The 12,976-nt window shown below is 72.7% G+C and carries 13 protein-coding genes; 5 read left to right on the plus strand and 8 right to left on the minus strand.

Features of this window, described 5'->3' with window-relative positions:
* Positions 1–152 precede the first annotated feature (152 nt).
* Positions 153–992: a nitroreductase/quinone reductase family protein gene (locus ABZZ79_RS12370; protein ID WP_356688850.1), complete on the plus strand. Its 840-nt coding sequence runs from the start codon at positions 153–155 to the stop codon at positions 990–992.
* A 125-nt stretch (positions 993–1,117) separates the two neighbouring features.
* Here the strand turns inward: ABZZ79_RS12370 and ABZZ79_RS12375 are convergent, their stop codons facing one another.
* Together ABZZ79_RS12375 and ABZZ79_RS12380 are read right to left on the minus strand one after the other, a co-directional pair.
* Positions 1,118–3,166, minus strand: coding sequence for an AAA family ATPase (locus ABZZ79_RS12375; protein ID WP_356688851.1), 2,049 nt, complete (start codon positions 3,164–3,166; stop codon positions 1,118–1,120).
* A gap of 48 nt (positions 3,167–3,214) precedes the next feature.
* Complete coding sequence (locus ABZZ79_RS12380; protein ID WP_356688852.1) at positions 3,215–3,862, minus strand: TetR family transcriptional regulator; 648 nt, start codon at positions 3,860–3,862, stop codon at positions 3,215–3,217.
* Positions 3,863–3,957: 95 nt separating this feature from the next.
* On the opposite strand from ABZZ79_RS12380, the gene ABZZ79_RS12385 reads away from it, so the two are divergent.
* A complete protein-coding gene (locus ABZZ79_RS12385) occupies positions 3,958–4,920 on the plus strand; it encodes a zinc-binding dehydrogenase (protein WP_356688853.1) in 963 nt (320 codons plus the stop codon).
* 12 nt (positions 4,921–4,932) lie between these two features.
* Here the strand turns inward: ABZZ79_RS12385 and ABZZ79_RS12390 are convergent, their stop codons facing one another.
* Both ABZZ79_RS12390 and ABZZ79_RS12395 read right to left on the minus strand, forming a co-directional pair.
* Positions 4,933–7,134: an aminoglycoside phosphotransferase family protein gene (locus ABZZ79_RS12390; RefSeq protein ID WP_356688854.1), complete on the minus strand. Its 2,202-nt coding sequence runs from the start codon at positions 7,132–7,134 to the stop codon at positions 4,933–4,935.
* Between the two features lie 289 nt (positions 7,135–7,423).
* Positions 7,424–7,816, minus strand: coding sequence for a hypothetical protein (locus tag ABZZ79_RS12395; RefSeq protein WP_356688855.1), 393 nt, complete (start codon positions 7,814–7,816; stop codon positions 7,424–7,426).
* Positions 7,817–7,869: 53 nt separating this feature from the next.
* Between ABZZ79_RS12395 and ABZZ79_RS12400 the strand changes: the two genes are divergently transcribed.
* Positions 7,870–8,022, plus strand: coding sequence for a hypothetical protein (locus ABZZ79_RS12400; RefSeq protein WP_356688930.1), 153 nt, complete (start codon positions 7,870–7,872; stop codon positions 8,020–8,022).
* Here the strand turns inward: ABZZ79_RS12400 and ABZZ79_RS12405 are convergent.
* A complete protein-coding gene (locus ABZZ79_RS12405) occupies positions 8,013–8,756 on the minus strand; it encodes an HAD-IA family hydrolase (RefSeq protein WP_356688856.1) in 744 nt (247 codons plus the stop codon). The genes ABZZ79_RS12400 and ABZZ79_RS12405 overlap by 10 nt on opposite strands.
* Positions 8,756–9,634: a GntR family transcriptional regulator gene (locus ABZZ79_RS12410; RefSeq protein WP_356688857.1), complete on the minus strand. Its 879-nt coding sequence runs from the start codon at positions 9,632–9,634 to the stop codon at positions 8,756–8,758. Before ABZZ79_RS12410 ends, ABZZ79_RS12405 begins: the two co-directional genes overlap by 1 nt.
* Positions 9,635–9,779: 145 nt before the next feature.
* Between ABZZ79_RS12410 and ABZZ79_RS12415 the strand changes: the two genes are divergently transcribed.
* Entirely contained in the window at positions 9,780–9,968 is a 189-nt protein-coding gene (locus ABZZ79_RS12415) for a hypothetical protein (RefSeq protein ID WP_356688858.1), read from the plus strand.
* A 417-nt stretch (positions 9,969–10,385) separates the two neighbouring features.
* Here ABZZ79_RS12415 and ABZZ79_RS12420 read toward each other — a convergent pair whose 3' ends face one another.
* Both ABZZ79_RS12420 and ABZZ79_RS12425 read right to left on the minus strand, forming a co-directional pair.
* Positions 10,386–11,639, minus strand: coding sequence for a GNAT family N-acetyltransferase (locus ABZZ79_RS12420; RefSeq protein WP_356688859.1), 1,254 nt, complete (start codon positions 11,637–11,639; stop codon positions 10,386–10,388).
* 117 nt (positions 11,640–11,756) lie between these two features.
* Positions 11,757–12,362, minus strand: a complete 606-nt coding sequence (locus ABZZ79_RS12425; RefSeq protein WP_356688860.1) for an AmfC protein — start codon at positions 12,360–12,362, stop codon at positions 11,757–11,759.
* Positions 12,363–12,521: 159 nt separating this feature from the next.
* Between ABZZ79_RS12425 and dtd the strand changes: the two genes are divergently transcribed.
* On the plus strand, positions 12,522–12,947 hold the full coding sequence (gene dtd, locus ABZZ79_RS12430; protein WP_356688861.1) for a D-aminoacyl-tRNA deacylase: 426 nt from the start codon (positions 12,522–12,524) through the stop codon (positions 12,945–12,947).
* Positions 12,948–12,976: the final 29 nt, after the last annotated feature.

Genomic DNA, 12,976 nt, shown 5'->3' on the forward strand with positions numbered 1-12,976 from the left:
CCGGTATGACTGCCGGGTCGGCCGTGTGCCGTGAGCGAGTTGGGTGCCCGGCCTCTGAGTGAGGCCGCCGGGGCGGGCCAGGGGCCCGCCGGCTCTGTTTCTCATCAGGACGTTCGAGGACGAGACGTGAGAGACGGAGAAGACGAAAACGCATGCCCAACGAGTTCAACGAGTTCAATCAGCGTGTCATCGAGGAGTTCCGGGCCAACAACGGGCGGGTCGGCGGCCCCTTCGAGGGCGGGCGGCTCCTGCTGCTGACCACCGAGGGCGCCCGCAGCCGACGGCCGCACACCACGCCCGTCGGCTACCTCCCCGACGGGGCCGAACGTGTCCTGGTGATCGCCTCGGCGGGCGGCTCGCCGAGGAATCCCGCCTGGTACCACAATCTGCTCGCGCACCCGGAAGTGACCGTGGAGAGCGGCGCCTTCACCTACCGGGCGCGGGCCGTGCCCCTCACCGGCGAGGAGCGCGAACTCGCCTTCGCGCGGGCTGTGGAGGCCGATCCGGGGTGGGCGGAGTACCAGAGGAAGACTCAGCGGGTGATCCCCGTGGTCGCCCTGTACGAGATCGCGGGCGACGGGCCGCCGAACATCAACGCCGGGTCGCTCGCCGAGGCCATCAAGGTCGTCCATGACGCCTTCCGTCGTGAACTCGGCCTGCTGAGGCAGGAGATGGCCCGGCAGGGACCCCTGCTCGGCGCCCAGCTCCGGGTCAACTGCCTGACCTTCTGCCACGGGCTGCACAACCACCACACGGGCGAGGACCTGGCCCTCTTCCCGATGGTCGCGGCCCGCAATCCCGAGGCGCAGGCCGCGCTGGCCCGGCTCGGGGAGGAGCACGAGCGCATCACCGCGCTGATCGATGAGTTGCGGGCCGCAGTGGGGACCGGCGACACGGAGGTCGCGCGCGCCGAGGTGGAACGGCTGACGGCCGAGCTGGAGACCCATCTCACCTACGAGGAGGAGCAGTTGATCCCCCTGCTCGGTCCCTAGGATCTGTCGACGGGTCCGGGACGGGTCCCAGGGTCCGTCCGACGAGTCCGGGACGGGTCCCGGCGTCCGTCGTCCGACGAGTCCGGGACAGGTCCCGGCGTCCGTCCGCCAAGTCGGGATGGTCGCTAGCGTCCGTCCGACGGGTCCGGGAACGGCAGCGGCCGCGCGTGCACCACGTCCAGTCGTGACACGGCCCGGGTCAGCACGACGTACAGCCGGTGCAGGCCGCGGTCCTCCGACTCGGCGATCGTGGCCGGCTCGACCGCGACGACATGGTCGTACTCCAGGCCCTTGACCAGGCTCGCGGGTGCCAGGGTGAGGCGGGCGCCCGGCCGGGCGTCGGGGGCGGCGGGCGTAAGGCCGGCCGCCTCCAGGGCCGTGCGCAGCGCGGGGACGTCCCGGTCGGCGGCCACGACTCCGACCGAGCCCTCGTGGGCGAGGGCCTCCCGTACGGCCGTCACCACCTGCTCCGGCAGGCCGGCGGCGGCCGTGGGGCGCAGGCGCAGTTCGCCGTCGGGGCGCAGGGAGCGGGCCGCGGGGACGTCCACGTCCAGGCGTTCGAGGAGGGTGTTGGCCAGGTCCACGACCTGCGCGGGCACCCGGAAGCCGGTGGTCAGGGGGACGACGGCCGCGTCCGGCTTGCCCAGGTGGGCCAGTTGGCCGGGCCAGGAGCGGGCGGCCCAGGGGGTGGTGCCCTGGGCCAGGTCGCCGAGGACGGTCAGCGAGCCGAAGGCCGCGCGGCGGGCGATGGCCCGGCACTCCATCGGGGACAGGTCCTGCGCCTCGTCGACGACGACATGGCCGTTCCCCGGGGGGTGTTCGAGGAGTCCCGCGAGTTCGTCGAGGAGGACCAGGTCGGCGGACGACCAGCGCGCCGACTTCCATGAGCGGGGCGGCTTCGGCCACAGCAGGGCCTTCCGCTCGTCCGCGTCGAGCAGGCCGTGCGCGGCGGCGGACAGGGTGTCCGGGTCCGTGAGCAGGGCCGCGAGCACCTCCTCCGGACGGACCCGGGGCCACATCGCGTCGAGGTGCGGGCGTACGGCCCGTTCGACGCCGCGGACCCAGGTCGCCGGGCGGGGGCCCGCGCGGCGCTCGGCCTGGACCTGGAGGGCGCGGACGATCCGGGTGCGGACGCGTTCGCGGCCGGTGTCGTAGGGCGGCTCCTCGGCCCGGACGCCGGCCACGATCGCGCGCAGCCCGTCCGCGTCGAGGCGCCAGCGGCTGGACTCCTCGCGCAGGACGAGCGGGACGGCCGCCTCCGGGGTGACGTGCGCGTACAGGGCCCGGCGCAGCACCTCGGCCAGGCGCGGGTCGTGCTTGACCGCGGCCGTGCGCGCGGAGTCCTCGGCGCGCACCGGATGGCGGGCGATCTCCTCCAGGAGCGTGGCCTGGCGTACGCCGGTCTCGCCGAGGGAGGGCAGCACCTCGGCGATGTAGGACAGGAAGGCGCGGTTGGGGCCGAGGATCAACAGACCGCCCCGGTGGACGCGCTGGGGGTGGGTGTAGAGGAGGTAGGCCGCGCGGTGCAGGCCGACGGCGGTCTTGCCGGTGCCGGGGGCGCCCTGCACGCACACGGAGGTGGCGAGCGAGGCGCGCACGAGGTCGTCCTGCTCGGGCTGGATGGTCGCGGCGATGTCGCGCATCGGGCCGACGCGGGGGCGTTCGATCTCCCGGGCCACGAGGTCGCTCGTGCGGTCCTCGCCTGCGCCGAGGTGCTCGTCCTCCAGGCCGGTCAGGTCGGCCGAGTCCCCGCTGCTGCCGGGGGCCCAGCCGAAGCGGCGGCGGACGGCCACACCCAGCGGGTCGCGGGCACCGGCCTGGTAGAAGGCGCGGGAGACGGGGGCGCGCCAGTCGACGACCAGGGGCGGGGCGGCCGGGTGCTCGCTGATCCTGAGGCGGCCCAGGTGGTAGCGCTGGCCGCTGTGGTCGCCCGCGTCCGGGCCGAAGTCCAGCCGGCCGAAGAACAGCGGGCCCTCGGGCAGTTCCCGCAGCGCCTTGGCCCGGCTGCGCAGCCGGCGGCCGAGGACCTCCGCGTCGGCGCCGGAGGCGGAGACGTCCTCGCCGGTCACGACCTGTTCGCCGGCGCCCTCGACCATGGCGGCGAGCGCGGCGCGGCAGGCGTCGTGGTGGGCGCGTTCGTGCAGCAGGGCGTGGGTGAGGTCGGCTGAGGTCATGACCGCAGCGTACACAGATTTCGTTACTCGGTTACATTTTTTACCCGGTCACACCCGGTCGCGCCCGGTCACACCATGGTCGTCCCGCAGTCTGAGCCCCGGCAGCCCCCGCTCCAGCCGTCCGAACGCCCGCTCGGCCGCCGCGACCGCCTCCGGCAGCAGGTCCGCCGCCCGTGCCCCGTCGGCGATCCGCCGCCAGTTGTCCAGGGCCAGGACGCGCTGTACGGCGATGATCTGCCCGGCCGCGAGCCGGGCGTCCAGGTCGCCGCCGAGCGCCTCGGCGAGCACGGCCTCGGAGCGTTCGAGATGGCCGTACGCGCGGGCGACCAGGGACGGGGTGCCGTAGAGGAGGCGGTGGAAGGCCAGCACCTGGGGGTGGTCGCTCAGCCCGGTGACGGGGTCGAAGCGGGTGAGGCAGTCGAGGAAGTGCCGGCGCAGCGCGGCGAGCGGGGCGGCCGGCTCGGAGGCGGCCACCCGGGCCGCCTCGCCCTCGTGGTCGGCGATCCGGTGCAGGACCAGGTCCTCCTTGGCCGGGAAGTACCGGAACAGCGTCGGCTTGGAGATCTGCGCGGCTGCGGCCACCTCGGCGACCGGCACGGCGTCGAAGCCCTTCTCCAGGAACAGCCGTACCGCGATGTCCGACACCTCTTGGTACAACCGCTGCTTCTTGCGCTCGCGCAGCCCCATCTCCGCCATGCCGGAAAGCCTACGCACCCGGACACGGGGTTGACCTCAACTCCGCTTGAGGTCGAAGACTGCGGGCACGGCAGTCGATCACCCCTGGGGGAAGCATGCGCGCGGTGCACGTGACGGAGTTCGGCGGACCGGAGGTCCTGGTCCCGGCACAGGTGCCGGACCCGGTGCCCGGACCGGGCGAGGTGCTCATCGAGGTCGCCTACGCCGACACGATCTACCTGGAGACCCAGCTGCGTTCCGGCTGGGGCCTGGACTACTTCCCGGTCCGGCCGCCCTACGTCCCCGGCGGCGGGGTCTCCGGTGTGGTGCGGGCGCTGGGCGCGGGCGTCGAGGAGACCTGGCTGGGGCGGCGGGTCACCGCGTTCGTCACGGGCAGCTACGCCGAACTGGCGGTGGCGGCGGCCGACGCGCTGACCGTCGTACCGGAGGATCTCGACCTCCTTCCGGCGGCCGCGCTGGTCCACGACGGAGTGACCGCCGGCGGCCTGACGGAGCGGGTCGGTGTCGGGCCCGGGGACCGGGTCCTGATCCTCGGCGCGTCCGGCGGCATGGGCACGCTTATGGTCCAGCTGACCCGCGCCCGGGGTGCCCACGTGGTGGCACTGGCCCGCGGGGAGGCCAAGTCGGACCTGGTGCGGGAGCTGGGCGCGCACGCGGTGGTGGACCCGAGCGCGGCCGACTGGCCGGACCGGGCCCGGCAGGCCCTCGGCGGCGCGGCGGACGTCGTCCTCGACGGCGTCGGCGGCGGACTCGGCCTCAGCGCCTTCGCCCTCACCGCCGACGGCGGCCGCTTCTCCGCCCACGGCGCCCCCTCGGGCGGCTTCGCCCCCGTCGACCCCGACGAGGCCAAGCGCCGCGACATCACCCTCTTCGGCATCCAGGACGTCCAGTTCTCCCCCACCGACCTGCGCCGCCTCACCTCCACGGCCTTCACGGAGGCGGTCGCGCGCCGCCTGCGGCCGGTGATCGGCGAGGTCTTCCCGCTGGCCCGGGCCGACCTGGCCCATGCGGCGATCGAGGGGCGGAAGCTGGTGGGGAAGGTGGTGCTGGAGGTCTAGGGGCTGTCGCCCTCAGGCCAGGGCACGGGCCAGATACGGGTTGGCCGCGCGGCGCATGGGCAGACCCAGCGACGCGCTGGCCGCCGCCAGGGTCATGGCGTACGAGTCGACGGCGCGGCGCACGTTGGGGGCGTCGAGACCGGCTCCCGTCACCAGGCGGTCGAGGTCGATGTAGGCCGAGCGGACGATCTCGATCCAGCGGTAGACGCGCCAGTCGCGGCGCCAGTCGACCGTGGAGGCAGCGGGCAGCCGGGACTCCCAGCGGCGGAACATCCGGTCCCGGATCTCGGGGCGGGTCGGTGTCAGGTGCATATGGCGCACCAGGTCGTACAGGGGGTCGCCGACCACGGCCATCTCCCAGTCGATGAGGGTGAGCGCCGTCCGGTCGTCGCGACGGACCAGGTTCCACGGGTTGAGGTCGCCGTGCAGCAGGGCGGGTGCGCGGACGCTGAGGCGGTGCCGGCCGAGGATCTCCGCGAGCCGGGCGGCCTCGGGCAGGCCCAGGAAGCGGGCCAGCTGCTGGGACTCCTTGGGCAGGTCGCGGACCAGCTCGACCAGCTGTCCGCTCAGCCACTCGTAGAACCGGCCCTCCCCGGCGGCCGGGTCCAGCTGCCGGTAGCCCACCCCGGTCAGCTCGCCCAACTGGTCGACGAGCAGGTCGGCCTCGTGCGGCAGCAGACCGTGCACCGGGTGGCTGGGCGGCTGGTCGATGTCGGGCGGGCCCTCGTAGGTGTGGATGGTGAACTGGTCCGTCCGATTGCTTCTGCCCATGGCCAGCACGCGCGGCGCGGCCACGCGCGCCCCCGAGGACTCGATCGCCCGCAGCACGGCGTGCTCGCTGAGAAAGCTGCGTTCGCGGCGCGCCGCGTTGGCCACCTTGCGGCGGACGACGACGGGGAAGTCGGTGTCCGGCACCCACACCACGGAGTTCAGATGCACGGTCCCCTTGAACACGCGGTTGGCCGGTGCCGCGCCCTCGGCCACCAGCGCCCGGTCCACCGCGGAGAGCGGGAAGTCGGGCCGTACCGGGACGCGCTTGTCCCTGGACCACGAGATGTGATGGGCGTTCAGCGGCCTGCCCGGCCTGCCGCCGTCGCCGCCGTCCCTGGAGGCCCGCCACCGGAAGAGGATGCGGCCGATCTCGCCGTCGTCCGGCACGTTCTTCAGCCCGAGAGGTTCCGCGGCCGCCTCCAGAGCGCCGCGCACCGCCTGCGTCGCCCGGTCGAGGCTCGCCTGGTCAAAGGATTCCTCCAGGGAGCGGGCCGCCCGCATGACGTCCGGGTACACCGACTGCGCCCGCTCGAAGGCGACGTAGTGGTCCAGGTCCTTGCCGAGTCCGTTCACCGCCGCCGGACGCAGCTCCCGCATGGCGTCCGCCCACAGGTCGATGACCCGGGGCCACTGCGCGGCCGGATAGCGCATACGCACCAGGTGGGTGGCGAGGTCGTGCAGCGGATCGCCGTAGCCGGCCAGCTCCCAGTCGATGCAGATGACCGGCGGGTCACCCTCGTACGACATGATCAGGTTGTCGCGGTGCAGGTCACCGTGCAGGAGGCTGTACGGCCGGCGCGCCAGGGACGGGACGCGCTCCCCCAGCCGGACCAGCGCGTCCTCGGGGATGCCCAGCGCCGCGAACAGCCCGCCGAAGACGGCCCAGTTGGGCCGGCGGATCTGTACGTCCGCCATCCGGGTCAGCGCCTGCAGGAACCCGCGGCTGTCGGTGTAGTCGCTCGGCCAGCCGGCCGGAAGCGTCGGCAGAGTCCCGCGGCGCACCTGGCCGATACGGGCGAGCAGCCCGGCCAGCTCCTTCATCAGCTGCGGGTCGACGGCCTTGCCGTTGGCGCACACACTGGACAGCGGCACGCCTTCCACATAGCTGTGGACGGCGTAGCCGTCGCCCTGCAGCAGGCACTGCGGCACGTTCGACAACACCGTCCGTACGGCGTTCAGGATCTGCGCCTCGTCCGACCAGGTCCTGATGACCACGGGCAGGACGTCCGCCCGCGGGACGCGCACCGTGACGGTCGTACCGGGCTGCCGGCCCAGCAGGCGGGCCGTCTGCTCCGTCAGCGGCATCGTGTAGTTGTGGTTGTGATGCCCACTGCCGGCGTGTCCCCGGGCCGCGGCACTCGCCACGAACGCGCGGAACGCCTCCGGTTCGTCGGCAGCGGTACGCCCCCGCGTCGGATGCACGGGAACGGGGGGTGCGCCCACTTGGCCACTCCGGGGGACTCGCACGACGATGGACGGGAAGGACGTCAAGCACGGTTCCGCGCGGCGGACGGCCGACGGCGGACCGCTCGACATCCAGACCGATACACCGAACGACCGGGGTCGCGGTCGAGTAAGCCCAGCGGGTGGTGTGCCACCCTTCCGCCTGAAGCCGTTCGAGACGGCCGATCGGCCCTCGCGCGGACACCGGGGACGGAGCGGGTCCGCGCACGGTGCGGGCATGCTAGCGCAGGGCCGGGCCCTTCCCGGCGCTTCTCGCCGTCGAGCCAGGTCAGTCCTCGTCGGCGAGGAGCGTCCACACCGACTCGAACCACGACCGCATGCTCTCCACGAACACCGAACCCGGTGAGTCGCGGTCCTCGTCCTTCACATGGTGGGTGAGGGTGGCCCCGAGACCGAGCACGTCCAGGGCCGTGACCACGTCCTCGCCCATCGCCAGCGGCCGTTCGATGACCTCGTACGGGCCGTGCAGCGCCTCGTCGCCGTTGAACAGGTAGAGCTTGAAGGCCGGGGCCAGCGGCACCCGCCGGATCCGGACGTCGACGGACGGCACGAGGTCCTCGGTACGCAGTTGCAGGAGCGCCCCGCGCAGTGACTCCGTGTGGCGCGCGGTGATCGTGTGCAGCCGCTCCAGGAGTCTGAGGTCGGCCGGGTCGCCCTTCACCCGGGGATACGGCAGGGGGATCTCCCGGGACGGCAGCAGCAGGCGCAGGCCACGTGGAGATGAACGTGGGACTGCTCGTGCAGGCCCGGCTCGGCGTCCTGGGCGTGGCACTGTTTCTCGCCGTCGGAGTGGGGGTCCGTGCCCGGCGCGACGACCTCGCGGTGGCTGCCGCGGTCCTGGCGACCGTGCTGATGCTTCAGGCCTGACGCCGGACCGCCCACAGAACGGGCTCCAGGGATCTGACGACCGTCTCCGCGCCGACGGCCCGCAGCACCTTCTCCTTGCGCTCGTTGCGGGCGTAGCCGAGGAACGGTACGCCCGCCTCCCGGGCCGCCTCGAAGTCGGTCGCCGCGTCGCCGATCATCAGGGCGTCCTCGGGGGCCGCGCCGGTGGCGTCGAGCGCGCGGTTGAGGCAGTGGGGGTCGGGCTTGAGGAGGTGCAGGGCCTGGGTGCGGCCGTAGATGTGGGGGGCGAAGCAGGAACCGAGCCCGCGGCCGGCGAGGTAGTCGCGCACCACACGAGGGGAGTTGTTGGTCGCGACGGCGAGCCGGACACCGACGGCCGTCCAGGTCCGTATGAGCGGGTCGGCGTAGGCGGTGGGCATCGCGGAGGGCGCGGCCCGCTCCTCGTGCCGGGTGAGACGTTCCTCCAGTTCGGTGACCAGGTCGCTGCCGGGGTGGCGGCGGTCGACGGCCCGCATCACCACGACCGGGTCCAGGGAGTCCCTCTCCGCCTCCGTCAGAAGGCCCTTGAGCCCTCCGCCCTCCAGCCACCGCACCAGATCCCCCGCCACCTCCCGCGCCGAATGCCCCGCGAACAGGCGGCAGATCGGCCCGTCGAAGTCCCAGAGCACCACCCGCGCACGGCCGACGAGATCCCGCAGCCGCCCGGGGTCCTGCTCCGGGAGCGTCCGTCCAGTCTGCTCAGTCTCAGAAGTCACTAGGAGAGTGTCAGGTCCGTGGTGATGGTTTCCCAGAGGGCGTTGAACCACAACTGGGACTGCTCCACGAACGCCTCCTCCAGTTGCCCGCCGCGCTTTTCGAAGGAGAACAGCAGCGACTCGGTGCCGAGGACGTCGTACATGTCGAGGGTCTCGCCGTCACTCGTCTCCTCGCGGCGGGCGACCATGTAGTACGCGAACAGGGCCTCGGTGCCGTTCAGCAGGTACAGCTTGGTCGGCGGGGTGAAGGGCAGCGCCCGGAAGGCCACCCGGACGTCGATGCCGTGGGTGGAGCGCAGGGACTGGAGGTTGTGGCGCAGGACATGCCCTTGCGCGTTGCGCTGGGCGAGCCAGCGCTGGTGGACGGCGTCGTCCTCGCCGCGCCCGTCGACCGGGACCGGGAAGGCGAGGTTGATCTTCCGGGAGGGCAGCAGCAGGCGTACGTCGACCGACTCGGGGTGGACCCGGCCCTCGTGGATGTGGCGCAGCGGCTCACCGAGCGCCAGCATCAGCGTCTCGGCGGTCAGGCAGGCGGCGTCGATGCGCACCTGCCGGGCGGAGAACGCCTCGGACAGCCGCGGGGCCAGTGCGACCATGGTGGGCTGCGGCTCGTGCTGCGCGGAGGCCGGCTCGGCGATGCGCGGGGGGCTGCCCTTGCTCACGTTGCTGAGCAGGCCGTCCTCCTGGAGGGCCCGCAGGGCCTGGCGGACCGCGCCGCGCTCCACGCCGAACTCCTCGGACAGCTCGGCCTGGGTCGCGAGCCGGTCCCCGGCCCTGAGCTCCCCGGTCCGGATCCGCTCGCGCAGAGTGTCGGCTATCTCCTGCGGCGTGAGCCTTCTGCTGCCGTTCACTGCCACGTTCTCCTGGTCCACGACCAAACGCTACAACTAGCACCCATCTAAGGGGAGTTGCTTGGAAGTTGTTTATGAGTATCGACCAAGTGGGGACAACTTAATCAGAGTTGGTCACCAACTCGGCCAAGTTGGCGGAAGCTTTACCTCCCGTCCGAAAGGGGGAACCACCGTGCCCGTCCTCGCCCTCCTGTCCGCCGTCCTCGTCATCGGCATGGAACAGCTCATCCAGTCGACGTACGGCCCCACCGGCATCGTCGGCCTGCTCCTGCTCACCATCGGCATCAAGGCGAAGAGTCCCGCCGTCAGCTCCGTCGGCGCGGTCGTCCTCGCCCTCCTGCTCACCGGCCCCGCCCTGTGACATCAGGCGTGGCCGACCACCCTCCCCCGGTCCGGAGGCGACACGGGCCGAGGACCACGACTTCCCGCCATCTTCGGACGATTTCCCCACAGGTGGTTACAGACCGCCCCCAAGTGGAGATGAACACAGTGGAGTTGGTCACCAACTCACACCACCTGGTTCCACTTCACGGGGGTTGGCCCCAGCCGGGCTCCCTTCCGGAGGGGAGCCGGGAGTCCGGCGGACGCACAGCCACGCCGATCAGAACAGCCACAGCAGAAGAGGCACAGCCACCCTGCAGGACCGCACAGCCACTCCGCAGGACCGCACAGCCACAACTTCACAGCACAGCCACAACAGAAGAAGCACAGCCACAACTGAACAGCTCGCTACGGATGCACAGCCACCCTGTCATCGGCGGAAAGGAGCGCACACCCGTCAGAACACGTCCGGGCACCAAGCCCGCCTGGACGTACGCAGCAGGGCGTCGGCCACCTGGGCGGCGCCCGCTCGCTGTTCCCGGACCCGCCCCAGCGCTGCCAGCCGCACCGCCGACTCGTCCCCGAGCCACAGCGCCCCGAGCTCGGCCACGTCCATCACCAGGTCGGCCTCCCGCGTCGTCACCGCGCAGGACGCGCCCTCCCGCGACGCCCGGAGCAGATACCGCCCGCCGACCAGCCCACCGGCGTCGGCCACCTCCAGCACCAGCTCCCCCTCACCGGTGTACGTACGCGCCTGAAGCGCCCGTACGACGTCCAGGATCCGCACCCACAGCCAGTCCGACTGCGTCGTGATCCGCGCGGCCCGGGGGTCGGGCAGCAGCAGCGGCAGCAGATCGTCCGGAGCCCGCCACCCCGACTTCACCTGAGTGATCCAGTCGATCGAACACAGGTAGTGCCACAGGGCCCGCTCGGCCGCCGGACTCGCGGCCACCAGCCAGTCCACGCTCGCCGTGTTGTGCGGCTGCTTCATCTGCCAGTTGTCGTCCGCCCGGTACGACACCATGCCCTCGACCTCGCCCCGCGCCGAGCGGTACACCGCGAAGAACGGCTCGCTCCAGGAACTGCGCGCCAGCCGCAGCGCGCCCGTGGCCACCTGCCACCACCGCTCGCTCCGGTCGACCGCACCCGGCTGCGCCCGCCGCACCCGCTCGAACAGCTCCGGCCCGGCCTTCCGCACGAACTCGGGCTCCACGATGTCGATCCGCCCGCCGTCCCCCGGCCCCGACCAGCGCGGGTCCAGCCCGGTCCGCCGCACATCGACCGTCCACTGCGCGGTCCACGTGGCCGGCCCGAACCCGAACCGCCCGTAGATCGGGTACTCGGCGGCGATCAACGTCGCGACGACGTCGCCCCGCTCCTTGGCCGCCGCCAGATCCGTCGCCATCATCCGGCTGAGCAGGCCCCGCCGCCGGTGCGTGGGCGTCACCGTCACGTTGGAGACGGCGTCCGCGGCCACGGCCGCCCCGCCCACCGCCGTGATCTCCTGGGCGAACGACCGGAACGTGGCCACGCACCGCCCGCCCTCGAACGCCCCGAGCGTGCGCCCCGGATCGATGTAGGACTCCCGGTCGGCGACCTCCTCCTCGGACGACTCGGGGGCGCGCAGGAACCCGGTGTTCAGAGCACGGCTCCATTCGGCGGTCTCACCGGCGGAAATGGGACGTACGGCGATATCGGCGTGGCCAGTCATGGGGCCACGGTAGGTCCGTGACGTGGGTGTGTCGCCCGCATTTCCGCCGGCCCGGCGGCAGGCGGCCCGTGCGCCCGCCGCCGAGGGCCCGTGCCCCGCCGCGCTCCTGCCCCGCCCTCACACCAGCAGATCGTCCACCTGCGCCTCCCCGTCCCGGTACCGCCGCGCGATCTCCGCGCTGCACACGTCGGTCGTCCCCTGGAGCCCCGCCCGCCGTCGCGAGACCTCCTGCTCGTACCGCACGAGCCGCCCCATCGCCACGCTCAGCTCGAGATCCGTGCGTGCCACGAGATCCGACAGCTCGACCTCGGCGAGCATCTCCGCGGCCAGCCGCCGGTACTCCTCGCCGTGCGGGGTCCCCAGCGTCACGTGCCGGGCCGAGGACCGCTGCCGGGCGGGTGCGTCGGTGAGGATCTCCGACAGCCGCGCCACCACGGACACCTCCCCCGGCCGCGCCGGCACACTCGGCCCCCGCCGGGCCAACTCGGCGCGCAGGATGTCGATCCGCCCCTGCAGCAGTCGCCGCACATAGCTGAGATCGGCCTCGTCCCGCTGCGCGTCCCGCCGCAGTGCCCGCAGCTCGGGCAGGCTCAGCAGCCCGAGATCCCGCGGGCCCGGCTCCCTTGGCAGCGGGCCTGTCGTCGGACTGTCCGTGCGCTGCGCGGGCGTCCGCCGGGTGGTCATGCCCGGCGGACTCCCGGTACTCGTGCTCGGTGTGCTCATACGCCTCAACCGTCCCCTCGACCGGCGTGTGGAAGCATCGTGCCACCCCAACCGGCCGCTATGTGACCGAGTGCCCCCGAACGGCCCCAGATGGGCGCTTAAGGAACGAAAAGAAGCCCAGGTACGACGCCCTTCGGCCCGCACGGCATGATGGTCGGCATGCGTGCAGTGGTACAGCGGGTGGACGGCGCGAGTGTCGTCGTGGACGGCGAGACCGTGGGCGAGATCACCGGCGAGGGCCTGTGCGTCCTCGTGGGGGTCACCCACGAGGACACCAAGGAGAAGGCGGCCCAACTGGCCCGCAAACTCTGGTCACTGCGCATGCTGCACGAGGAGAGGTCGTGCAGCGACATCGACGCACCGCTGCTGGTCATCAGCCAGTTCACGCTCTACGGCGACGCCCGCAAGGGCCGCCGCCCCACCTGGAACGCGGCCGCCCCGGGCGATGTGGCGGAGCCGCTGGTCGAAGAGGTGGTGGCCCAACTCCGCGCCCTGGGCGCCACGGTGGCCACCGGCCGCTTCGGCGCCCAGATGCGGGTGTCGCTGACGAACGACGGCCCGTTCACGGTCCTGCTGGAGATGTGAGGGCGCCGCCGCCGGAGACGTCGACGGGC

Origin of the sequence: Streptomyces sp. NPDC006458, from assembly GCF_040612135.1 — a bacterium.
In the GTDB taxonomy this organism is placed as follows: domain Bacteria; phylum Actinomycetota; class Actinomycetes; order Streptomycetales; family Streptomycetaceae; genus Streptomyces.

Bases quoted from the DNA above. Each gene is read 5' to 3' on its own strand.
- ABZZ79_RS12370 (WP_356688850.1), top strand. From the start codon at position 153: ATGCCCAACGAGTTCAACGAGTTCAATCAGCGTGTCATCGAGGAGTTC.
- ABZZ79_RS12375 (WP_356688851.1), bottom strand. From the start codon at position 3,166: ATGACCTCAGCCGACCTCACCCACGCCCTGCTGCACGAACGCGCCCAC.
- ABZZ79_RS12380 (WP_356688852.1), bottom strand. From the start codon at position 3,862: ATGGCGGAGATGGGGCTGCGCGAGCGCAAGAAGCAGCGGTTGTACCAA.
- ABZZ79_RS12385 (WP_356688853.1), top strand. From the start codon at position 3,958: ATGCGCGCGGTGCACGTGACGGAGTTCGGCGGACCGGAGGTCCTGGTC.
- ABZZ79_RS12420 (WP_356688859.1), bottom strand. From the start codon at position 11,639: ATGACTGGCCACGCCGATATCGCCGTACGTCCCATTTCCGCCGGTGAG.
- ABZZ79_RS12425 (WP_356688860.1), bottom strand. From the start codon at position 12,362: ATGAGCACACCGAGCACGAGTACCGGGAGTCCGCCGGGCATGACCACC.
- dtd (WP_356688861.1), top strand. From the start codon at position 12,522: ATGCGTGCAGTGGTACAGCGGGTGGACGGCGCGAGTGTCGTCGTGGAC.